Consider the following 23360-nt stretch of genomic DNA (forward strand, 5'->3'; position numbering starts at 1 on the left):
ATTTTATTTTTGGAGAGATGTAAAACGACATGGAACTAGCGAAATTAGAAAAAGTAATTGAAATAAAAAAAGAAGAACTTTTATATTTAGTATCGGATTATGGAATTCAACATGAAAAAGTATTGGCATTGAGTCAAGAACTAGACAAATTAATCAATTACTTTATGTTTTTAAAATAAAGAGAACTATGACGTGGTTTGTATATGTTATAGTTCTTTTTTATTAGGTAATTTGAAAATATATTCAAATATATTGTCTAATTTCTTACAGAATGCGCAACTTGCTAGTCGAATATAAGGACTTTTGGTTATAATAAAAAGGAATTATTAATTGTATCGGTTAGGAGCGCAGCACATATGAAAACAGTTGTTGTTATCGGTGGAGGTATAACGGGACTTTCTACTATGTTTTATTTAGAAAAATTAAAAAAGGATTATAATATCGATTTAAATTTAATTCTTATTGAGAAAGAAGAGTATTTAGGTGGAAAAATCCATAGTGTGGAAGAAAAGGATTTCATTATGGAGTCAGGAGCGGATTCAATCGTTGCTCGTAATGAATATGTTATGCCACTTGTAAAAGATTTAAATTTAGAAGATGAAATGGTATATAATGAAACGGGTATTTCTTACATATATTCTGAAAACATGTTACATCCGATTCCTTCTGATACTATATTTGGGATACCGATGAGCGCCCGGTCGTTGTTTAGCAGTACACTAGTCTCAACGAAAGGGAAAATCGTAGCTTTAAAAGATTTCATAACGAAAAATAAAGAGTTTACGAAAGATACATCACTTGCTCTATTTTTAGAAAGTTTCTTAGGGAAAGAGTTAGTGGAAAGACAAATTGCTCCTGTGCTTTCAGGCGTATATTCTGGTAAATTGAATGAGCTTACAATGGCATCTACATTACCATATTTACTAGATTATAAAAATAAGTATGGAAGTATTATTAAAGGTTTTGAAGAGAATAAAAAACAATTTCAATCAGCAGGAAATAAAAAATTCGTATCATTTAAAGGTGGACTATCTACGATAATTAATCGCTTAGAAGAAGTGCTGACTGAAACTGTCGTAAAAAAAGGTGCTATAACGACGGCTGTAAGTAAACAAGAAAATCGATATGAGATTTCTTTTGTAAATCATGAAACAATACAAGCTGATTATGTTGTTTTAGCAGCTCCACATGATATAGCACAAACTTTATTACAGTCTAATGAGTTAAATGAGCAGTTTAATACATTTAAAAACTCATCTCTTATAAGTATTTACTTAGGATTTGACATACTAGATGAACAACTACCAGCTGACGGCACAGGGTTTATTGTAACGGAAAACAGTGATTTACATTGTGATGCTTGTACATGGACAAGTCGAAAGTGGAAACATACATCGGGTAAACAAAAATTATTAGTAAGAATGTTTTATAAGAGCACCAATCCGGTATATGAAACAATCAAAAATTATAGTGAAGAAGAATTAGTACGAGTAGCTTTATATGATATTGAAAAGAGTCTTGGAATTAAAGGTGAACCAGAAGTAGTCGAAGTTACAAATTGGAAAGATTTAATGCCGAAATATCATTTAGAACATAATCAAGCGGTTCAAACATTGCAAGAAAAAATGACGAATCTTTATCCAAATGTATATTTAGCTGGTGCCTCATATTACGGTGTCGGAATTGGTGCGTGTATTGGAAATGGAAAGAATATAGCCAATGAAATAATGGATATATTAAATAAATAATACTGTAGAATAAATAAAAACTGTCTCTTCAGCAAAATGGAGGAACAGTTTTTATTTATTTTATTTGAATGGAAATTTTGTTGTTTTTTACATTTTTTTCTTTTATTGTTAATGTTATTTCTCCAGACTCTTTAAATGAATACGGTGATAGTTGATAAATATCTTTTATATCATGTTTTTCCTGTAATTTATTTACCGGTATTGATACGATATTTGGCTTCCATGTTTCTTGTTTTCCTGAAGGATATTCTATAAGTATTACCGGATTTTTTAACTGTATTGTTTTCCAAGAGATGAAATATAGTTGTACTTCTGTATCTTTTTTTAATAATTCTTCGGAGAAATAACCGAATTCGCCTACATTACCGAAAACAGTATAGTTTTGATTTTTTAATTTAATATCTAAATAACCAGGTTGATATGTTACTGCATGATAAGTTCCATATGAAAGTGAGAGTATGGCAGCGATTAAAATACCGATTGAAAATGTCGTAAAGCTATTGCCTTTAAAGCTAGTCATCATGAATGAGTTTGGTGTGAATTTCTTTGCGAATAAAAAAATAAGTAATATGAGTAAGAGGGATAAGCCGATGAATATATACATAGGAAATTTGCACCTCCACAATAAAATAATATATTAACTATATTTCACCATAAATGTATGGGGTAGGTTGGTTGTTTAGAAGGAGAAAATGAAGAAACAATTTCTTTACAGTTCTTGATAATTTAAAATTCGATTTATGGAAATTATAGCGTGATGTTTGAGGTGCAATCAGAAGGTATCTAATTCGTGTATATAGAATTAAGAGAGAATGTGCCATTAGAAATGTTTGATTTATGGAACAATAAGGACTTTACTAATTATACATATTTTTTCTGATATAATGAATGAGTAGAGAGAAAGGAGTGATCCTATGGCATTTCCTATATTAGAAACAGAACGCTTACGTTTAGTTGAAATAGAACAATCTTATTGTCAAAAAATATATGAAATCTTTTCATTGGATGAAGTGACGTGTTACTACGGTATGAATTCTTTTACGGAGTTTGGACAAGCTTCACGTATGATCGAATCTTTTTCAAAAAATTACTTTGAGAAAAAGGCAATACGATGGGGAATTGTGTTAAAAGAAACGAACGTTTTAATAGGAACAATTGGACTAAACAATTTACAATTATGGAGTAAACGATCTGAGATTGGATATGATCTGCATCCTCGCTATTGGGGAAATGGTTATGCTTCAGAAGCAGCTGGAGAAATTATTGATTATGGATTTAAAGATTTAGGTTTGTTTAGAATTGGAGCTATTACATATCCTGAAAATGTTACTTCTTGTAGAATGTTATCTAAAATTGGCTTCCAAAAGGAAGGGCTATTGCGCGGATATATTCATCAAGGAAATAAGCAACACGATGCATTATTGTATTCTATAGTGCGAACTGATGTTGAGGACATAAATTTATAATAAAAAAACCTCTTGATTAAAAGAGGTTTTTTTTATTATAAATTAACCTAATTTAGGTAATAAACGTTCTCCGCTTTTCATGCTACTTTTACATAAAGGGCATTTAGGCTCTTCTTCAAATGAAAAGTTCTTTCTCATCCATCCTAAACAATCCTCTGATTCACATTCCCAAACAGGGGTTTGTTCTGGTGGTACTTCTGCTACATCGTTCTTTCGATTGCGATACATGTAACCACTCCTTTTATGTAAAAAATTTTAGTTATATATTAAAAAGGTTGTTAACCTTGCTGGTAACAACCTTTTTATTGTTTGAATTATAGCTTTACAACGTTTTTAGCTTGAGGTCCGCGGTTACCTTCTTCAACTTCAAAGCTAACTTCTTGACCTTCGTCAAGAGACTTGAAGCCGTCGCCAGTGATAGCTGAGAAGTGAACGAATACATCGTTACCGTCTGCAACTTCGATGAAACCGAAACCTTTTTCGCTGTTAAACCATTTTACTTTACCTGTTAATGTCATGGTAATGCCTCCTAAAAGTAGAAAAATTACAATATGATCGGCCTTATTTGAATGAAAATAAAATTTCACATATTATCAAAAACCCATAAGGAGTACAAACTGTCCCTGATTGATACTTGATAATATGCAAAGAAAATATAGTGTTAAATTGACCTTAATTACTATCTTACAACAAATGGTGGGAAATAGCAAGTGCTGGTAATACCACTGAGCAATCTGGGTGATAATAGTAAAGGCACAAAGGCACCTCTTTTATTTATATATTATTCCTAATTGGGATTTATGCAAAATCATGTAAGAAAAACTTAGAGTAAATATTAATAATATATTTTTTGTGGTAAAATATGGTTGGTTACTGTTGGTAGTTAAATATTATAAAAGGAGAAAAGAAAGTGAAAAATAATTCATTTATAATAATTGAAGCAGCAAAAGCAGGGAGAAAAAAGGTCCATCCAGTCTTTGCTGTAATATTAGCCATTATATTTTTGACTTTAGGCGAACTTTTTATGTTATTTATGTTATTTTTACCGAAAGCTGAAACGATATTCATGAAAGGTATTTATGACAATGTTAGAATGGTGTTAACGTTTGGCGGAGCTATATTTATTTTATTTATATGGGTTCGTTTTGTAGAAAAAAGACCTTTTTCATCCATTGGCTTTTGGAAAGAGAAATGGATGAGAAAGTATTTAAAAGGTGCGTTAATAGGGTTTTTATTTATTTCAACGCCAGTTATTCTACTATTATTAATGGGGAGTGTGAAATTGCAAGTACAACATATTACCTCAACAGTGATAGTAGGAATAGTAGGATCTCTAGTTGCATTTTTAATACAAGGGGCAACGGAAGAAATTATTGTACGAGGTTGGTTATTCCCGGTTCTTTCTGTTAGAAGTCGTATATGGGTTGGAATAATTGTAACTTCATTTTTATTTGGATTTCTTCATCTACTTAATCCAGGAATTACAATATTATCTATATCGAATATAATATTAGTGGGTGTTTTCGCAGCCTTATATGTATTGAAAGAAGACGGTCTGTGGGGAATATGTGCATGGCACTCAATTTGGAACTGGGCTCAATATAATGTATATGGTTTTGCAGTTAGTGGCACAACTGTATATTCTACTCCAATTTTTAAGTCTATAACAAATGGACCAGAAACATTGCATGGAGGCACGTTCGGAATTGAAGGTAGTATCATTACAACAATCATGCTCACTGTCGCTTCAATTGTTTTATGGAGAAAGTTATGGGGAAGAAAAGCGAAACAACGAAATTTTAGTTAATGAAAGAGGAAGAAACTATGGGGATAATAGCATTTGAGGGAGCAAGCGCTGTTGGTAAAAGTACCACGTGCCGTGAATTAGAAAAGAATTATGGTGCTTATATAATACCTGAAGTGAATTCTTTATTTGAAAGGCCAAAAAATGAACATAGAACATGGTATTTTGAAAAACAAGTTGAGCGCTGGAATATAGCTGTTCAGAAGTCAAAGCAATATGAATTAGTAATACTCGATGGCGATATATATCAGCCACTTAGTTATAATTGGTGTTTTCATTTTGATATATTTAATCAGCCATTATCTTTAATAGAAAATTTTTATAAAGAAAAGATGATAAATAGGGAAATTGGTTTTCCAGATCAATATTTTTATTTATATACGAACGATGAAGAACTTAGAAAGCGGAAAGTATCTGATGAGACGAAAAGAAGAAGAAACTTCGAAAAACATTTACATATATCAAAATCGTTTCAGCGTTATTATGAAAATTTAAATACTGTTACAGATGGGTATTGTAAATTAATTGAGGCAAAAAGTGTAAGAAATAATGAATTAGAAATAGTGAGAAACTCACAAAATTTGAACGTGTGTGAAGAAAGACGTTTTGATGTTTCGAAGTTAGATGCTATTACGAAGTGGTTAAAAGAAAATCGTGCATAAAGTAAAAACAACGAGTGTTGTAGAACGCGCTCGTTGTTTTTTGTTTCTTTATAAATATAAAGGAAAAATTTGTAGAATATTTTCATTATTTAACAGAATAATCTTTCAATTTTAAAGAAAAAGAAATACAATATGAGGAAGTATATATAAATAATATGATAGGGGATGCGATATTTTGAATGAAGTAACAGTTTTTATATAAGAAATAATTAGGTAGTCAGAACAGAGAAATTTGGGAGGAAACAAGCGCGATGAAAACACTATTTAAAATAATCGGTATTCTAGCTGGTATGGCGGTAATCGGAGTAGGTTTAACATATGGTATGCTGCATTATTTAAATAATAGTAAACCAGCTGCGAAAAAGGTATCACCAGCTGCTCCAGCAGTAGAAGTATTAGCTGATAGTAACGTAAAAGCAGAAGATGCAAAGCTTTTAGAAAATGGAAATTATTCATTGCCGAATAGTGGTTTTAATAAAAATTTTAAATGGACAGATGAGAACATACAGACAGCATTACATGAAATGGCACATCAAAAAGCGAAAGCTGATCAAAAGTGGGGCTATATTTTTATTACACAAGAGCGGATTGAAAGCTTAATTGATATTGTAAAGAGTAATAATCTTGTGCAGGGAAGTACATATGTAGAAATTTTAGAACGATGGAAACAAGGAAAATATGAAAAGGTCGATGGGGATCACAATAAGATTTGGAAATTACAAAGTGGGAATTTAGGAGAAGGAAAAGGAGTAATGTCGGAAGCTGAGCAAAAAGAATTAATTAATCAAGTGTTTATGAACAAAGGTACATATTCAGGTAGTAAATTAATTGCAGGTGGGGGACAGACTAATAAATAGTATACTAATTAATGAAAGAGAGTAATTGCTTATTAGGCAATTACTCTTTTTCTATGTACATCTTAATATTTTAGTCTCGTTCAAGTAAGGAAAGAAACGACTGTAACACCGGGGAAATCCATCTAGATTTATGATAGATTACATGACTTTGAATAACTGTTGGAGTTTCGATAGGCTGAAAACATAGTTGTTCTTTTTGACAACTTTCTTGTACAACAATATAAGGAAGAATTGAAATGCCTAACTTACACATAACGGATTGTTTAATTACTTCAACATTGGAAGTTTCAAATGTTTTAGCTGGAATATTTCCACTTTGACGTAAAAAACAATCTACCATTGGCCTATAGCCGCAGCTTTGTTCTGTAAAAATGAACTGGGTGTCCTGTAATAACTGGAATGGATTTGTATGTGCAGAGGAATAAGCTGGTAAAATCCATCCAAATGTTTCATTACTAAAAGTACGCGTAATAAAATCATTATGTTCTATACTTTCTCCAATTATGAAGACAACGTCTGTTTCTCCTTCACGTAATTTTTGTAATGCTTGTTCATTTGTGTTTGTTTCAAGTACGATATTTACTTTTGGATTTTTCTGTTTGTAAGTACGTAATAATTGTGGTAATCGGTATACCGCTAATGATTCATTAGATGTAATACTTAATGTACCTTCTAAATAATCTGTATTTTGGGGGATTTCTTGCGCTTTTTCATATATTGAAAGTAATTCTAATGCATAAGGATGAAATTGATGACCTGCTTTTGTAAGTAGCACTTTTTTCCCTAACCGATCGAAAAGAGGAATATGTAAATCGTTCTCTAAAGCTTTCATATGTGCTGTAACAGTAGATTGCGCATAACCTAGCGCATGCGCAGCCTTAGAAAAATTACCATACTTCACAATGGCGCAAAATGTTTTAACATGTCTCATTTCCATAAGCGATCCCTCTTTTATTATCATGATTTGTGAATGATTATATCATGTATTTTAATTTTCCAAATGATTAAATTCTGTATAAAATGAAATTGTAGAAATATTCATTTAGGTGATATTGGAGGAGAAAAGATGAAAAAAAAGGGCTATCATGTAGCTGTTGTTGGGGCTACAGGTGCGGTAGGGCAAAAAATTATTGAACTGTTAGAGAATGAAATGAAGTTTAATATAGTTGAAGTTACATTGCTTTCGTCAAAACGATCCGCTGGTAAGAAAGTAAGATTCAAAGGACGAGAGATAATTATAAAAGAGGCAAAAACAACTAGCTTTGAAGGTGTAGATATTGCCTTTTTTAGCGCTGGGGGAGAAGTATCTAGACAATTTGTAACTCATGCAGTTTCTAGTGGTGCGATTGTAATTGATAACACAAGTGAGTACCGAATGGCACAAGGTGTACCGCTCGTTGTTCCGGAAGTGAATGCGCATACTTTAAAGCAGCATAAAGGTATCATTGCAGTTCCAAATTGTTCAGCATTACAGATGGTAACAGCACTTCAGCCGATTCGAAAATCATTCGGTTTAGAAAGAATTATCGTTTCAACATATCAAGCCGTATCGGGTTCTGGCATTCATGCGATTCATGAATTACAAGAGCAGGCTAAGTCTATGCTTGCTGGTGAAGAAGTGAAAAGTAATATATTACCGGCGAAAAAAGATAAAAAACATTACCCAATAGCGTTTAATGTACTGCCTCAAGTAGATATATTTACAGACAATGATTTTACTTTTGAAGAAGTAAAAATGATTCAAGAAACGAAGAAAATATTAGAAGATGAAAACCTGAAAATGGCAGCTACTTGTGTACGTGTTCCAGTTGTATCAGGGCATTCAGAATCAGTTTATATAGAACTGGAAAAAGAAGCAACCGTTACGGAAATTAAGGAAGTATTAATGGATGCACCAGGTGTTATTTTGCAGGATAACCCTAGTAAACAGCTGTATCCAATGCCATTATATGCAGAAGGGAAAATAGATACATTTGTCGGAAGAATACGTAAAGATCCTGATATGCCAAACGGATTCCACCTCTGGATTGTTTCTGATAACCTATTAAAAGGTGCGGCTTGGAATTCAGTTCAAATCGCAGAGACTTTAGTAGAAAAGGGAATACTTTAATCTAGTTTGAAAAACCGGGGAATCGATAATCATTTTCCGGTTTTTATCCCGCTATTTGCTGGGCAGTAAGACCCCCACTGATTAAAGCTTTACTTTATTTAATAATTGTTTTCTTTATTTCGCCCAACTTTAATTTAAATTAGTCGTTATTGAATTTTTATAAATATCTACTTTATGTGCAGTGAAGCGTAAGGTTTTGGATTCTGCATGAATTGTTAGGTTAATAATAATCGATAACGGCATTTCGACCGTTTTCACAATATCTTCTATAGCAATATACTCATTTTCTGCTTCGTTATAATAAACAACAGAACGAATTACTGCCTCGTTATTTTCAATGTCAATTTCACACATCATAGGGAATTTTTCACCATTATGTAAGAATAGTTCGCCTAGTACGATTGAACCGTTTAGCTCCTCTGTAAAATTAGTAGTTGCTGCTGGTTTTACCCATGTTTCGTCATGTTCTTCGTTTTCCTCTTCATCTATTGCCCATTCCCAAATGGGGTTTTGTTTTAGGTCTTCAATAGTTAATTCATCAATTGGTTTGCAATTGCTCATACATAAATTCTCCTTTTGCTTTGATAAATAAGTTTCTTAATCTCAAAAATTAGATGATTGCTTACGAGTAAGTTCAATATAGTATTTTGCTCATTTGATATTAAACTATTTTATTTTGAAATAAAGCTTCTGTAGCAATATTAACAAAAAAATAATTATTAGTGGAGGTTTTTAAGTGGCATGGAGTTAAGGTAAGGTAGTAAAAAACATCAAGAATGAATGGGATTCATTTGGTACGATATGGATATGTTTAATAAGAGGGGGAATTTGATGTATCAAGTAAAGGGGTATTTTTCATCGCTCAAAGGAAGTCATTATGAAATTGGTAAGCAACAAGGTGAATTTGTGAAACAACATTCTTATCTTATTCCGCAATTTATAGAGCAAGAAAACTTAATATCGCATAACCATTGGACAGAATCTAGAAATATATTAAATCAATATTGTTCTGGAATTAATGAAGAAATTGAAGGTTTTTGTGAAGTGTTAAAAATTCCTTCAAAAAATATGATGTATTACTATCAAACACTATTGAAAGCAGGTTGTAGTCATTGTGCAGTATTACCTAAAAAGACAGATTCAACTCACACTTATGTATTAAGAAATTATGATTTGTCACCAGTAATAGATGATATGCGTTTTTGCTCGACGCATGTTGAAGGTGCGTATGCACATAGTGGCTTTTCTACTCAATATTTTGGTCGAACAGAAGGGGTTAACGAACATGGATTATCTGTTACATTTTCAGCATGTGGTCAACCAGTAGGAAACATTGCAGGTTTAAGAAAGCCAATGGTAAATGGTTTACAGTGTTTTGCGGTAATTCGATTGTTGTTGGAGAAATGTAAAAATGTGCAGGAAGCTAAATCACTAATAGAAGAAATACCAATTGCTAGTAATATTAATTTAATAGTAGCTGATCCTTTAAACGCAGCACATATTGAAATATTTGACGGTCATAAATCCACAACAACGATTGATGGTGACAACCAAGCTTTTATTGTATCAACAAACCATGCAGTTAGTTCATCAATTCAGAAATTAAATAATAGGAAATTAGAACAATCTACAAAGAGATATCATATTTTACATGAGCATTTAAATGGATATGAACAAGTGAGCATAGAGTCTTTAAAAAAGTTAGTAGAAGAAGAATATCCTGATGGACTGACTGTACATAACTATGAAGAATGGTTTGGAACTTTACATTCTGTATTATTCGATTTACATGATCGTACAATGAAGATTTGTTTCGGATCACCACTTTTAAACGACTGGTACTCATTGAAAGTTGGAGGAAGTATGCCGTTTTCTGAGGTGAACGTGAACTTTAAAAATAAAACTTATACTGACTTTTGGAGGGAAGATAAGAATGAATTGATGCCTAAAAGATAAATGAGATAAGCTGATAATGAAGAGAGTGCATTTACACTGGAGGGATTACCAATGCTAAAAGTTATGTTACCATTTATTCTTATCTTTTTTCTTGTCATTGGGATGTATATTGCTTATCAAAAGAGAAAAAAAACCGGGATAAAAGGATTGAAAAGTGCGTTAACTTCTATTTGCTTCTTTTCACTCGCAATTTTAAATATGTTTGCATATTGGTTTCACTTTGGCGGTGCTTTTACTTGGTTATTTTCAATTGTATTATTGCTAGTTGGTGCATATTTTACTAAATATATTCCAATATCTAAAAAGGTACATTAAAATCTATAAGAGTTTAATATAATGTTTACTTTGTTTTGAAAAGAGATTATTCTACTAGATCGTTGTGAAACGGTTTCATAGGATAATCTCTTTTTTTTAGTTTTGGAAAGAACGTACTGTGCTTTTTAGTTGTTCAATAAATTCTTGAGTTGCAGCACACATATATTTATCTTTTCTATAAATTAACCCTATTTCAATTGTTGGAGTAGGGTTTTCTATTTTAATAGCTTGAATGTTATTATTTTGTAAAAAGTCTATATATGGTTTGGGTAACACTGTAATTCCCATTCCTTTGGAAACCATTTGGATTAAAGATTCCATCGTGCTAATTTCTAAAATTGGTCTTGGTTTAAAGTTGAATTTTTGACAATGAGATGTAATTAGTTCGGTTAAAAAGAAATTTTTAGGTAAAAGAATTAAAGGATAGTTCTGTAATTCAGCAATAGATACATGATTACGTTCAGCTATTCGATGACCAGTGGGCACGACTAATGTAAGATCGCTTTTGTATAGAGGGATAGAGATAATCTCTTTATCTTGCACCGGGAGAAATGTAATTCCAATATCTAGTTCGTTTTGTAATAATTTTTCACGAATATCTCCTGTGCGAAGCCCTAATACAGAAAGCTCTATATTGGGATATAAATTATTGAAATTTAAAATAGTTAGTGGTAGTAAATAATTTACGACGGTTAACAAAGCCCCTATTGTTAAGGAACCTTGCTGTAATCCGTTTAGGTCTTGAATAGCTGAACGAGCTTGTTCGACTTCATGAAAAATGGTTTTACTATGTGATAATAAAATCTTCCCTGCTTCAGTTAAAGATATTTTTTTACCGATTCGATCGAAAAGTGGCATTCCTACTTCATGCTCTAATGCACGTATTTGTTGACTTAGAGAAGGCTGTGAAATATTTAATTTCTCAGCTGCTTTTGTGAAATGTAATTCTTTTGAAACAGCTAAAAAGTATTCAAGTTGTCGTAATTCGATTGGAATCACCTCAAGTATAATAATAGGTTATACCTATCATTATTATATAAATAATTGAATTGAACAATGATTCTAGAGGTTTTATAATCATCTTTATATAACAGAGAGGGTTGTAAAAATTAATTGAGAGAAAATACATGTAACACCTTTAAAGGAGGAAATAGAATGGCTAATGAATATCAATTATTATCTTTAAATATAGGATTACCAAAAGAGGTTACATACGGCGGAAAGGTAATTCATACAGGCATAAATAAGAAACAAGTAAAGGAACCGGTATATTTATCCTTTGTAAAATTTAATGGGGATGGACAAGCTGACTTAGTTCATCATGGAGGAGTAGATAAAGCAGTTTGTGTTTATACTGGTGATCACTATCCATACTGGGAAAAAGAATTGAATCAAGATCTTGTATATGGGGCTTTCGGAGAAAATATAACAGTTAGTGGTATGAGCGAAGAGGATGTTTGTATTGGTGATACGTTTGAGCTAGGACAGGCAATCGTACAGGTAACACAACCAAGGCAACCTTGTTTTAAATTAGCAAAAAAATATAATATTCCAAAGTTACCACTATATTTTCAAGAAACAGGATATACAGGATTTTATTTTCGTGTATTAAAAGAAGGATGGGTATCATCAGTCGACACCTTAAAAAGACTACAGTCTGATCCAAAAGGTGTTTCAGTAGCATTCGCTAACCGTATCATGCATAAGGAAAAACAAAATATTGAAGGGGTAAAAAGGATATTAGAAGTAAATGCACTTTCAAATAGTTGGAGAAAGTCTTTTGAAAAGCGTATAAGTGGAGAAGAAATTAATACGAAGGAAAGACTTGAAGGGATAAAAGAATAAAAATATTTTATTATAAATAGTGTATTTCTATTAGTAAAAGCTAATTAGAAAGCGCTATTTTTATAAAATAAACTAATTAATATCCAAAAATCTTAATATTTTTTTATTCGACTTATTTTCAAATAGTCGAAACATAAAATTAATTAGACTTTTTTTTTATGTTTTATGATAGTATATTGATTGGTAAGACCTCTATTTTTAAGAGTAGGTCATATAAGTATATCTAATTTAATGGAATTTAACATTTGGAGGTACAACATGGGGAATGTTGAAAAATTGGCAAGTCTTCTAATAGAAGAACCGAAAAGAGAGCAGTTATTTCCTTTATTTGAAGAAGTGTTGGGAATTACAACTCAAACATTGAATGATTTTTCGGATAAAGGATATTGGGATGATACATATAAAGCTTTATCATTTTTACAAGAAGATAAAGTGATTGCAAATGTTGCGGCATTTTCACTCCCATTATTAATTAATGGTGAAAAAATAAATGCGGCGGGTATTCAATCAGTAATGACACACCCTAATTTCCGTAGACAAGGGCTAATGACACAATTAATGAGTAAAATGATAGAAGAAATCGATAAGAAATGTGAATGTGCATTATTGTTTACGGAAAAACCTGAACTATATACAGCATTTGGATTTAAAGTTGTGCAGGAATATTTGATGACTATACCATATGATAAAAATATTAATAATAACGATTCACTACTTAAAAAGTTAGATTTCTATAATATAGAGAATAGACAGTTAATACATGAAACTATTGATAGTAGCCAAAGACTTTCAAATAGTTTTTCAACTTTAAACTTCCATCCTTCATTTTATTTGAATATGTATGATTCGGAATGGAATGAGAAATTGTATTATTCAGAGAAACTAGATGCTTTAATCGTTTATGAAGTAGACAATGAAAAGTTGAAATTATTTGGAGTATTTGCGCCAGTACTTCCGGTTTTAGATGAATTATGTGGAGAAATCAATGAAAGGTTTACGGAAATCGAATTTTATTTTTCTCCGGATCAATTAGGGGTTGAGGATGTACAGTTTACAGAATTACAGTCTAGCAAGTATTTAATGGTTCGAAGTGATAAAGAGTTAGATTTTAAAGGTTATAAATTTCCAGTATTAGCGGAGTTTTAAATGTCTATATAAATGCTTTATTATGGAGGCGCTATGAATATATCGTATATACCAGAACGTATTGAGCAACTCACTATAATGAATGTACCTGAATACTATAAAATTAATGATAATCATGCGTTTATTGTCCGTTCGAAAGCAGAAACCGATTTTTGGCTTAAAACACATTATGGTTTTGAAGTAATGAATGGTCATGTATTTTATAATGAGATGATGACAGACTTTCAAGCTGAAGTTCAGTTACGTATGAATCCAAATTCAAAATTCGATCAAGCAGGTCTTTTTGTTATGATTTCAGAGAACTGTTGGCTAAAAACATCTTTAGAATATATCCCTGAAGGGCCATCTCACTTAGGTGCTGTCGTAACGAATAATGGATATTCTGACTGGTCAACGCAAGATTATCCAACTGAAGCAGCTAAGCAACAACTTCGTTTTCGAATTATTCGAAAACGCGGTGATTATACAATATATGTGAAAAAGAACCATCAATGGGAACAAATAAGAATCGCTCATTTAATGGAGGATATAGGGAATGGGCCTATTAAAATAGGTTTTTACACGTGTAGTCCTTCTAAAAATAAGGGATTTGAGACTGAGTTTTTAAATTTTACAATTGAAGAAATATAGATGAAAAAACCGTATTCTTTTCATTAAGAATGCGGTTTTTGTATTTACATAATATAAAGCACATTTATTGACCAGAAAGTCATTAATACTTATCATTTAATAATGTTAAATATTAATTTGCATAATATAATAAAAGTAATGAAGAAATTACAAAAAATATCACTTAAATAAGGAGGGATATGAATTATTCAGTGGTAATTTCATGGGAAAAGGAGATTATGTATGAAATCATTTCGTAAGTTATTACAGTATTTAAAACCATACATGTTCTTCGCTATTATTGGACCGCTATTTATGGTACTTGAGGTTGCGATGGACTTAATTCAACCGACTATTATGCAACATATCATTGATGTTGGGATTGCAAATCGGGATTTAAATTATGTAATAAAAATGGGGCTTCTTATGATAGGAGCAGCAGCACTCGGTTTAGTTGGAGGGCTTGGGTGTATGATATATTCTACAAAAGCAGCTGTTAATTTCGCTACTGACATACGAAAAGATGTGTTTGCGAAAATAGAAACATTTTCTAGTAATAATCGTGATTCATTTGGAACAGGTAAATTATTAACGATCGTGACGAATGATATCACTTCCATTCAATCAGCAATGACAATGACATTACGTGTTCTCGTTCGTGGTCCGCTGTTATTTATGGGAAGTATAATTATTGTTTTTGTAACAGCAAGAGAGTTATTTCCAATATTACTTGTAGTTGTTCCGATTTTATTACTTGCGATTATTTTAATTGCAAGCAAAGCAAGTGGTACATTTAAAAAGGTGCAAGAGGCATTGGACAAAGTGAATACAAAGTTACAAGAAAATTTATCTGGTGTACGTGTTATAAAAGCGTATGTAAGACAAAAATATGAAATCGCTCAATTTGGAAGTGTAAATACAAATTTAACGAAGATAAATATTCGAGCTGTGCAACTTATTTCTTTAATGATGCCAATCATTATGCTAGTTGTAAGTGGCGGGATTGTCGCAACATTATGGATTGGTGGAGAAAAAGTATTCAATGGAACGCTTCAAGTAGGAGCGATTTTGGCATTTATTAATTACTTGAATATCATTTTAATGTCACTTATGTCGATTAGCATGGTATTTATTCAAATTGCGCGAGCTTTTCCATCTGCGGATCGTGTACAGCAAGTGTTAAATACCGAGGTTGATATTATAAGCGAAGCGAATGCAATCGAACCTGAGAAAATCGAGGGGAATATCGAATTTAAAAATGTTAGTTATAGCTATACGAAAAATAATGAATACGTTTTAAAAGATATTTCGTTTAGCATACAAAAAGGTGAAAAAGTAGGGATTATTGGATCAACTGGAAGTGGTAAATCTACCTTAGCGAAACTGTTACCACGTCTATATGATGTGGATCAAGGTGAAATATGTATAGATGGAATAGATGTTAAAACATATGATTTGCAAAAACTCCGTGCTTCAATAGGGTTTGTACCTCAGAAGGCTTTGTTGTTCTCAGGTAGTATAGAAGAGAATTTACGTTATGGTAAAGAAAATGCAACACATGATGAGCTGGAAGTAGCAGCTGCATCAGCTTGTGCGACTGAGTTTATTAATAAGCTGGAAGAATCTTATCAATATAATTTAACACAAGGTGCGACAAATCTATCAGGTGGACAAAAACAACGTGTATCAATTGCAAGGGCACTTGTGAGAAAACCACCGATTCTCATATTAGATGATTCTACATCAGCAGTTGATGCAAAATCAGAGGCTACTATTCAAACAGCTTTAAAAACAAAATATAAAGGCACAACGACTTTATTAATCGCGTCCAAAATTTCTTCCATAATGGATGCGGATAAAATACTTGTATTAGATAATGGTGAATTAGTTGGCAATGGTACACATGAACAATTGTTAGAACGAAGTGAGGTTTATCAGGAAATTTATCTTTCCCAAGGTGGTAATTTGCATAAAGAAGGTGGGGAAGAACATGCGTAATTTTCAAGGGCAATTTGCTAATAAAGGTGGACGAAACACACCAAAGATGGGAAAAGCTAAAAATGCCCAAGGAACTGTAATGCGGATATGGAAATATATGGGCTATCAAAAAGCTGCTCTAATGTTTGTTATATTTCTAGTCGTTGTTACTACTTTACTTGGATTATTAGGTCCCTATTTTATGGGAGTCATTATAGATCAATATATTGTACCGAAAGATTTAAGTGGTACAGCAAGAATGTGTATGTTACTTATCGCGATTTACGGTGTAACTGTACTTTTAACATGGTTACAAACATTTGTCATGATTAACGTTGCATTAAAAACAATTCAAAAAATACGACAAGATATTTTTGAGAAAATCCAAACGCTTTCTTTACGGTTCTTTGATGTGCGTTCTCAAGGTGATTTAATGAGCCGTGTGACAAATGATATAGATAATTTGAACCAAGCTTTGACACAAAGTGTTGTACAAATTATTTCATCAGCGCTAACTTTTATAGGTGTAACGATTGCGATGTTCGCCTTAAATTGGATTTTAGCAATTGTAACTTTAATTACAGTACCTATTATGTTTTACGTTACAAAAAAACTAGTTGCATATAGTGGTAAAAACTTTGCGAAGCGTCAAAAAGATTTAGGTGAATTAAATGGATTTATTGAGGAAGCAATTACAGGTGCGGATGTTACGACGTTGTACGGAAAAGAAAAAGAAACTGTACAAAATTTCAATAAAATTAATGAACAGCTAAGAGTTTCAGCTACGAAGGCTGATACATTTTCAGCTTTTATTTTTCCAAGTATGAACTTTATTAATAACTTAGGTATGGGGCTTGTCATTGGGACTGGATCAGTTATGGTCTTAAACGGAATGACAACAGTAGGTGTTATTGCGGCTTTTATTAATTATTCTCGTCAATTCTCAAGACCGTTAAGTCAATTTGCGACTTTAATGAATACAATTCAAGCGGCAGTTGCTGGTGGAGAACGTGTTTTTGAGATTATGGATGAGGTACCAGAAATTCAAAATAAAAAAGACGCATTTGTTGTACAAAATTTACAAGGGCATGTTGCACTTGAGAATGTTTCATTTGGCTATGCAGAGAATAAAACGATTTTAAAAGAAGTGAGTCTTAAAGCGCAGCCAGGAGAGACAATTGCTTTAGTTGGTCCGACTGGATCAGGGAAAACAACAATCATTAATTTGTTAACTCGCTTTTACGATATACAGCAAGGACAAATTCATATTGATGAAAAAGATATAAATGATTATGATATTAATTCTTTACGAAGTAAAATAGGAGTAGTTTTACAGGATACGTATTTATTTGCTGGTTCGATTATGGATAATATCCGTTATGGACGCTTAGATGCTACTGATGAAGAAGTTATCACTGCAGCTAAGGCAGCATCTGCACATTCTTTTATTAAGCATTTGCCAAATCAATATGAAACAGAAATTGCTTCAGAAGGATCGAATTTAAGTCAAGGGCAAAAACAACTTCTTGCGATTGCACGAGCAATTTTAGCAGATGCAGATATATTAATTCTAGATGAAGCGACATCTAATATTGACACAAGAACAGAATTACAAATACAAGCAGGACTAAATAATTTAATGAGAGGTCGCACAAGTTTTGTGATTGCTCATCGACTTAAAACAATTGAAAAAGCAGATCAAATCCTTGTTATAAAGGATGGAAGAATTTTAGAAAGAGGGAATCATGAATCTCTCATGGAAGATAAAGGATTCTACTTTGATTTGTATACGAGCCAGTTTAAAATATAGTAAAAGCATTGATATGTTGCGGTTTCTCTTGAGAGGAGAAACCGCATTTTTTTATATTTGTAAATATTATTCTAATGGTCTTTCAATACATAGTTTAACAGCATCCGCCTGCATTTCAGGTAAAACATGTGAATAGCGATTTAATATTATGAACATATCTTTATGACAGAAGTGTTCACTTGCAGTCTTTAGATGTATATCTTGTTTCAAAAGTAGTATAGCATGTGTATAACGTAAAGCATAAAATCGAACTTTAAAATTAAATAAAAAGAGGGCTGTTAAAAGCGCTCTGAGACAAACTATATATTTAGAGAGGAATCAAGATAATATATGGATATTGTTTGAGAATGTTGTAGGTTTTAATTAAAAATAAAGCACACATATAAGTGTGCTTTTATGAACGCTTTAGATTTGTATGACTATATAGTCAACATACAATAAAATATGCTTGTTTGATATAAATGTGTGTCAAATCTATAAAAATATATTTTAGTGTGTATAAGGAACATTAAATGTTAGTTAGCCAAGTCTTTTGTTTTTATCCCGCATTAACGGGCAACCCAATTGGTGAGGACTAATAATCATGGAGGATGAACTAACCCCCAATGATTAAAGCTTCACTTTATTAACGAATTTGCGCAACTGTTAACGCTGCAGAACGAATATCTACTGTACCTATTACTTCAACGGGGACAATTTGAATTAAATCACCTGGGTTTAAGTTAATTAGAATGACGCCACTTGATACATCGACTTCACCAGTTCCGATAATATTAGAACGGACTGCGGTTCCGGATCCTGCAATAACATTAGTCGATGAATTTAATGTCAAGAAAAAGCGTGCTGCTTCTGGGGCTACTGGAACGTTATCAAGACTAATCGTTAATGTATAGCTAATTTGATAAATACCAGCTACTTGAATTTTAATACCAGTTCCAGTACTAATTGTATCATTGATTACAGGGACAGTAATGTTAGGATTTGGTCCTGTACTAGGTAATAGTAGTGGTGTAAATAATGTTGCAAATTGAGGTGAAGTAGCATTGAAGGCAAAACCTAGGGCAGGTAGTGTACTAGGTGCTTGTGCTTCACAATTAAAATTAGTGAATTTACGAATGGATGAGCGCATATTTTCACTCCTTTCTTGTATTTAGATTGTGTGAGTATTAACTTCACATTTTGGACAAGCATAATACAATATATGAAAATTTATAGTAGATAGTGCACAAGCGTTACTATTATGGATAGAGCTATGAATAATAAATACAATATCGAAAAAGCAGTTAGCTAATTTAGCTAACTGCTTAGTAGGTTCTCCAAGAGCAAATAGGCGAAAAAATATTGTGCTATATAAAAGATCACTATAGATAAGTGCTCTTTTTGAGAGTGAGTATAAATTTCTATTATTCTATTTAGTATATGCACTTGTATTATGTAGTTGCTACTAAAATTGATGTAAATTTTTAAAATTAGAGGTTTCTTTTAATGAAACCTCTAAAAAGACAACTAAAGTTACGTTATAGTAAATTCAATTGCGATAGGAGTGCCTCCATCTAGGACTGCTCCTCCTACAATAGTAGCAGCTGTAGTAGTCACACCAGTAATAGTATCACCTGTTTGAATAACACCATTAATATAAAGTGTTAAAAAGGCATAAGAAGCAGGGAATGTTGTTACAGCACCAGTGTCATCAGTGAAGTCTGTGTTAGCAAAAGTTAAATCTGCTCCAGCAGCAGTTCCTGTTGCTGCTGTACTTACAAATCGTCTTCCAGCTATAAAAGGTTTAACGATAGGCATTTATGTTCACCCCTTTTTGAAAATTAACTCGGACAAGTGTTTTGAAAGTTTTGTCCTGTATCGTATAATATGCTGTGCTTCTATTAAGAGATACGGCTTGTATACTAGTAAATAAGTATAATTATTATGCGTTTTATAAGTTAGGTTCTTATAAGTAATTAAGTGGTTAAGGTTGGATTTTGTATATGGTATGTTTATGTAAAAAAAGAGAGCTCTTTTAGAAAGAGCTCTTAATCAAATTATTATCTTAGTGTTGGAGGGAGACTGGCGGTCTCAGTGACAGATGGTAAAAATAATTTCCGTGGTATTGTAATAAATTCAAGCGCAATTTGCTTTGGATAAAAAAGTATTTGAGTTAAATCTAGAGCATGTATTAATAGTATCATGAAGCTTGTAAGAATGATAAAACTACCCCAAAAGAAACTTTTTGAAGTGTTGCGAAAATCTTTTATTAAAGAAAAGAATGAAAAAAATGCGGTAACAATGAGAATGAAAAATTTATACTTATCAGCCATTGTAATCCTCCTAAAGAACAGTAATTTATATTATACCGTATTTTTCGATATTATTATAAAAAGATTTTAAAGTGAATAATAAAAAAATAAAGCCATAACTTAAAACATTAGTTTAGGTTCTATTGTTTGAATTCTTTGTTTTAGAAGGTATATAATCTGAATTTGAAAATTTTCCAAATGAATTACCATTTTTTATTTCTGATCCAACATCAAGTGCTTAATGAAATGGTATGAAAGATCATAGGCTAGTGATACGAGATTAAATAAGAGGAATTTGCGTGCAGCAAGAGTTCTAGCTCAGGTTTCTACTAGAGAAAAGTATTTAGTTGGAGTTGGTATGTTAATAAAAAACGGATAGATGTCGAAACTAAATATTCATGACATTAAGGACAAAGATCAGGAAATATAATTTGGTATTCTGGGAATAACCGGAGATCCGTAGTTAAGGTTGCATAGTATTTGTATTTTTTTTCTAATTTTTCAATTGTTGTTAAGTGATGAGAACCTAATCCACGTCGTACACTATGTTGAGAAAGAGTCGGCCCAATTTGTAATTTTCGTTTTTTCATTGGATCGTTCCATGGACTGTAAAAAAATTTAAAAATAAAAGCAGGTTCCATGTAAATGCTATAAGGATAATGCGAACCATGTCTCCCGACTCTATAGTTCCCGTGCGAATTATTGTGAATTAATCTACCGTTAAGATATAGTTGATTTGGATTAGGTTGAATTATTATGCCGTGATAACGTTGTTTAACAAGCGGAGAACTATATCTTGGATTAGTGTAGCCATAAGTCGGTTCATCAATCATCATAATCATTCTTATTGAAAACATATTGCCGCCCATAGTGCTAAGTGATTTAAAAAATTGTTCTTTATTATAACAGCACAGGAATTCTGTCGTATTCAATACCATTTTCCATCCTGTAATTTCTCTTTCAATTTCCATAACCTCTTGATCAACTAAATAAGCATCAAATTCGAGTGATTTTGAGTTTCGTATTTCCCAATTAGGAGCGAATGTTTTACAGATTTCAACTGAACGATCAGTGGATCCACGATTAATAAGAATGCCATGATCAAATACCTTTGTATGGTGCATTAACCACCATGGAAGTAAATATTCTTCATTGTAAAAATGAGAAATTAAAGTAGTCTTAATCAAAATCACCTCCGTATTTAACCTGCTTCTTATTTAATATGATATGGAAGGAAACCTATTGTTAGAAGGTTTCCTCTTAAAAGTTTTAAACCACATAGGGTATGTGGATGGATTAGTATATAAAGTAGTCTGATTTTTATTTTTTGAATATAAAAAAAGACACTCAATTGAGTGTCAATATAGTATTGCTCTCGCGTATAGGATTGGAGATGTTCCTCAAATACATATTGAGATGGTCTGTAAAGAAGAAACAATCTTCATCTTTAATGTAACATCGACATGGGTGAGTGTAAATTGATAATATATATACGGAAAATTTAGTATAGATGTTTTCTACTATGGATATAGTAAAATTTATTTTTATTACTTAATCACTATCGTAATATTTATCAATTGAGTATTTAGATTGTTTATTATAAAAAGAATGAATCATTTTTTTAATCAATTCGTATAATTGTAAGAGAGGCACCTGTTGATCCGCCTCCAACTAAATTCACGACGGATAATATACCAAATAATTGTAGTGAGATTGTATTACCAGCATTTAAATTAGTAATTAAGTTATTACTATAATTTGAAGTGGATAAAGTGGGAGAAAAAATAGAGCCAGGAATTGGCGTAGAAGCGTTTAATAGTAGTCTAGTTCCAGCAAGTAGAGCGGTTGTCGTGTTAACTTGATAGGTTAAATGATATCTTCCAGTTACAGGAATTGTAAATACGTCATTTGAAGCGTTAACTGTAAAATTACCGAGACTTTGGTTATTTGCAAGTGGAATGTTTGTTCCTCCTAATACGACTGAAACAGAACCACCTGATGTATTATTAGCGAACATAGAGTTTGTTGTAACGATTGAACCAGTACTCCCGGTAGGTCCAGTACTTCCGGTAGGCCCAGTACTCCCGGTAGATCCAGTACTTCCGATAGGTCCAGTACTCCCGGTAGGCCCAGTACTCCCGGTAGATCCAGTACTCCCGGTAGGCCCAGTACTTCCGGTAGGTCCAGTACTTCCAGTAGATCCAGTATTCCCGGTAGGCCCCGTAAGCCTGTAAGGGAAGATAATGTCAAGAGCCATTGACATTAGTTCCTTTTTTCTAATTTCATTATTATCTTGAATATAAATCACCTCATCTTTTTAAATAAGAATGTTATAGATTTACTACTTTTTAAATAGAATGATCAATTTATTATATTAATAATAGTGGCTATAGCAACGGTAAAATGTTTAATACATGTAATAATTATTATGAGAAGAAAAGAGAATAGTTATAAAGTTATTCTTTAATGATAAGGTCTAAATGATATGTATGAGTTAAAAAACATGTGGAATGAGGTATTAACTTGAAACGCAATGACAAATTATCATTGAATAAGGGGATGATAGGACCAGAAAATATTGGACCTACATTTCCGATTCTTCCACCAATTTATATTCCAACCGGAGCAACAGGCCCAACTGGAATAACGGGAGCAACCGGAGCAACAGGCCCAACTGGAATAACGGGAGCAACCGGAGCAACAGGCCCAACTGGAATAACGGGAGCAACCGGAGCAACAGGCCCAACTGGAATAACGGGAGCAA

26 protein-coding genes are annotated in these 23360 nt (G+C 32.3%); 15 read left to right on the forward strand and 11 right to left on the reverse strand.

Features of this window, described 5'->3' with window-relative positions:
* The first annotated feature begins 29 nt into the window (after positions 1-29).
* Both ACTFRY_RS15770 and ACTFRY_RS15775 read left to right on the forward strand, forming a co-directional pair.
* Complete coding sequence (locus ACTFRY_RS15770; RefSeq protein ID WP_000417698.1) at positions 30-179, forward strand: aspartyl-phosphate phosphatase Spo0E family protein; 150 nt, start codon at positions 30-32, stop codon at positions 177-179.
* Positions 180-356: 177 nt separating this feature from the next.
* Positions 357-1748, forward strand: a complete 1392-nt coding sequence (locus ACTFRY_RS15775; RefSeq protein WP_098616767.1) for a protoporphyrinogen oxidase — start codon at positions 357-359, stop codon at positions 1746-1748.
* 55 nt (positions 1749-1803) lie between these two features.
* On the opposite strand, the gene ACTFRY_RS15780 is transcribed toward ACTFRY_RS15775, so the two are convergent.
* Positions 1804-2352, reverse strand: coding sequence for a hypothetical protein (locus tag ACTFRY_RS15780; RefSeq protein WP_016117897.1), 549 nt, complete (start codon positions 2350-2352; stop codon positions 1804-1806).
* Positions 2353-2662: 310 nt separating this feature from the next.
* On the opposite strand from ACTFRY_RS15780, the gene ACTFRY_RS15785 reads away from it, so the two are divergent.
* The gene (locus ACTFRY_RS15785) at positions 2663-3214 is read left to right on the forward strand and encodes a GNAT family N-acetyltransferase (protein WP_000885387.1); all 552 of its coding nucleotides are present in this window, start codon (positions 2663-2665) and stop codon (positions 3212-3214) included.
* A 42-nt stretch (positions 3215-3256) separates the two neighbouring features.
* Here ACTFRY_RS15785 and ACTFRY_RS15790 read toward each other — a convergent pair whose 3' ends face one another.
* Positions 3257-3442, reverse strand: a complete 186-nt coding sequence (locus ACTFRY_RS15790; protein WP_000286203.1) for a cold-shock protein — start codon at positions 3440-3442, stop codon at positions 3257-3259.
* Positions 3443-3528: 86 nt separating this feature from the next.
* Entirely contained in the window at positions 3529-3732 is a 204-nt protein-coding gene (gene cspD / locus ACTFRY_RS15795) for a cold-shock protein CspD (protein ID WP_000176366.1), read from the reverse strand.
* 392 nt (positions 3733-4124) lie between these two features.
* Between cspD and ACTFRY_RS15800 the strand changes: the two genes are divergently transcribed.
* The 3 genes from ACTFRY_RS15800 to ACTFRY_RS15810 all read left to right on the forward strand — a co-directional run bounded on the left by ACTFRY_RS15800 (position 4125) and on the right by ACTFRY_RS15810 (position 6537).
* Entirely contained in the window at positions 4125-5021 is an 897-nt protein-coding gene (locus ACTFRY_RS15800; protein WP_000794817.1) for a CPBP family intramembrane glutamic endopeptidase, read from the forward strand.
* A complete protein-coding gene (locus tag ACTFRY_RS15805) occupies positions 5021-5680 on the forward strand; it encodes an AAA family ATPase (protein ID WP_136986240.1) in 660 nt (219 codons plus the stop codon). The genes ACTFRY_RS15800 and ACTFRY_RS15805 overlap by 1 nt, the downstream gene beginning before the upstream one ends.
* A gap of 251 nt (positions 5681-5931) precedes the next feature.
* Positions 5932-6537 carry a PRK06770 family protein gene (locus ACTFRY_RS15810; protein WP_000853594.1) on the forward strand — a complete coding sequence of 202 codons (606 nt, stop codon included), beginning with the start codon at positions 5932-5934 and terminating at the stop codon, positions 6535-6537.
* Positions 6538-6607: 70 nt separating this feature from the next.
* Here the strand turns inward: ACTFRY_RS15810 and ACTFRY_RS15815 are convergent, their stop codons facing one another.
* Positions 6608-7474 carry a LysR family transcriptional regulator gene (locus tag ACTFRY_RS15815; protein WP_000425900.1) on the reverse strand — a complete coding sequence of 289 codons (867 nt, stop codon included), beginning with the start codon at positions 7472-7474 and terminating at the stop codon, positions 6608-6610.
* Positions 7475-7603: 129 nt separating this feature from the next.
* On the opposite strand from ACTFRY_RS15815, the gene ACTFRY_RS15820 reads away from it, so the two are divergent.
* Positions 7604-8647 carry an aspartate-semialdehyde dehydrogenase gene (locus ACTFRY_RS15820; RefSeq protein WP_000726549.1) on the forward strand — a complete coding sequence of 348 codons (1044 nt, stop codon included), beginning with the start codon at positions 7604-7606 and terminating at the stop codon, positions 8645-8647.
* 129 nt (positions 8648-8776) lie between these two features.
* On the opposite strand, the gene ACTFRY_RS15825 is transcribed toward ACTFRY_RS15820, so the two are convergent.
* Positions 8777-9208 carry a hypothetical protein gene (locus ACTFRY_RS15825; protein WP_000063764.1) on the reverse strand — a complete coding sequence of 144 codons (432 nt, stop codon included), beginning with the start codon at positions 9206-9208 and terminating at the stop codon, positions 8777-8779.
* 270 nt (positions 9209-9478) lie between these two features.
* On the opposite strand from ACTFRY_RS15825, the gene ACTFRY_RS15830 reads away from it, so the two are divergent.
* Both ACTFRY_RS15830 and ACTFRY_RS15835 read left to right on the forward strand, forming a co-directional pair.
* Positions 9479-10603, forward strand: coding sequence for a C45 family autoproteolytic acyltransferase/hydolase (locus tag ACTFRY_RS15830; RefSeq protein ID WP_000285221.1), 1125 nt, complete (start codon positions 9479-9481; stop codon positions 10601-10603).
* A gap of 51 nt (positions 10604-10654) precedes the next feature.
* Positions 10655-10918, forward strand: coding sequence for a hypothetical protein (locus ACTFRY_RS15835; protein ID WP_136986238.1), 264 nt, complete (start codon positions 10655-10657; stop codon positions 10916-10918).
* Positions 10919-11014: 96 nt separating this feature from the next.
* Here ACTFRY_RS15835 and ACTFRY_RS15840 read toward each other — a convergent pair whose 3' ends face one another.
* Entirely contained in the window at positions 11015-11917 is a 903-nt protein-coding gene (locus ACTFRY_RS15840; RefSeq protein ID WP_000612235.1) for a LysR family transcriptional regulator, read from the reverse strand.
* Between the two features lie 156 nt (positions 11918-12073).
* Between ACTFRY_RS15840 and ACTFRY_RS15845 the strand changes: the two genes are divergently transcribed.
* The 5 genes from ACTFRY_RS15845 (at position 12074) to ACTFRY_RS15865 (ending at position 18305) form a co-directional block, all read left to right on the forward strand.
* Positions 12074-12763 (forward strand): MOSC domain-containing protein, encoded by a 690-nt coding sequence (locus ACTFRY_RS15845; RefSeq protein WP_001262998.1) that lies wholly within the window; start codon positions 12074-12076, stop codon positions 12761-12763.
* A 258-nt stretch (positions 12764-13021) separates the two neighbouring features.
* Positions 13022-13909, forward strand: coding sequence for a GNAT family N-acetyltransferase (locus tag ACTFRY_RS15850; protein ID WP_000528679.1), 888 nt, complete (start codon positions 13022-13024; stop codon positions 13907-13909).
* Between the two features lie 33 nt (positions 13910-13942).
* Positions 13943-14539 carry a DUF1349 domain-containing protein gene (locus ACTFRY_RS15855; RefSeq protein WP_001027680.1) on the forward strand — a complete coding sequence of 199 codons (597 nt, stop codon included), beginning with the start codon at positions 13943-13945 and terminating at the stop codon, positions 14537-14539.
* 222 nt (positions 14540-14761) lie between these two features.
* Positions 14762-16516, forward strand: coding sequence for an ABC transporter ATP-binding protein (locus ACTFRY_RS15860; RefSeq protein ID WP_000834760.1), 1755 nt, complete (start codon positions 14762-14764; stop codon positions 16514-16516).
* A complete protein-coding gene (locus tag ACTFRY_RS15865; protein WP_098616768.1) occupies positions 16509-18305 on the forward strand; it encodes an ABC transporter ATP-binding protein in 1797 nt (598 codons plus the stop codon). Before ACTFRY_RS15860 ends, ACTFRY_RS15865 begins: the two co-directional genes overlap by 8 nt.
* A gap of 625 nt (positions 18306-18930) precedes the next feature.
* Here ACTFRY_RS15865 and exsF read toward each other — a convergent pair.
* The 5 genes from exsF to ACTFRY_RS15890 form a co-directional block, all read right to left on the reverse strand.
* Complete coding sequence (gene exsF / locus ACTFRY_RS15870) at positions 18931-19434, reverse strand: exosporium protein ExsF (RefSeq protein WP_001257881.1); 504 nt, start codon at positions 19432-19434, stop codon at positions 18931-18933.
* A 383-nt stretch (positions 19435-19817) separates the two neighbouring features.
* Complete coding sequence (locus ACTFRY_RS15875; RefSeq protein ID WP_001123247.1) at positions 19818-20102, reverse strand: DUF4183 domain-containing protein; 285 nt, start codon at positions 20100-20102, stop codon at positions 19818-19820.
* Positions 20103-20344: 242 nt separating this feature from the next.
* Positions 20345-20617 carry a hypothetical protein gene (locus ACTFRY_RS15880; protein WP_098616770.1) on the reverse strand — a complete coding sequence of 91 codons (273 nt, stop codon included), beginning with the start codon at positions 20615-20617 and terminating at the stop codon, positions 20345-20347.
* A 383-nt stretch (positions 20618-21000) separates the two neighbouring features.
* Positions 21001-21783 carry a glycosyltransferase family 2 protein gene (locus tag ACTFRY_RS15885; protein WP_141541478.1) on the reverse strand — a complete coding sequence of 261 codons (783 nt, stop codon included), beginning with the start codon at positions 21781-21783 and terminating at the stop codon, positions 21001-21003.
* Between the two features lie 434 nt (positions 21784-22217).
* On the reverse strand, positions 22218-22904 hold the full coding sequence (locus tag ACTFRY_RS15890) for a BclA C-terminal domain-containing protein (RefSeq protein WP_098616772.1): 687 nt from the start codon (positions 22902-22904) through the stop codon (positions 22218-22220).
* Positions 22905-23119: 215 nt separating this feature from the next.
* On the opposite strand from ACTFRY_RS15890, the gene ACTFRY_RS15895 reads away from it, so the two are divergent.
* Positions 23120-23360: exosporium leader peptide-containing protein (locus tag ACTFRY_RS15895; protein ID WP_336820297.1), on the forward strand; the 241-nt coding region annotated here is incomplete at its 3' end.

Source organism: Bacillus cereus group sp. MYBK195-1, assembly GCF_051916605.1.
GTDB lineage: Bacteria > Bacillota > Bacilli > Bacillales > Bacillaceae_G > Bacillus_A > Bacillus_A cereus.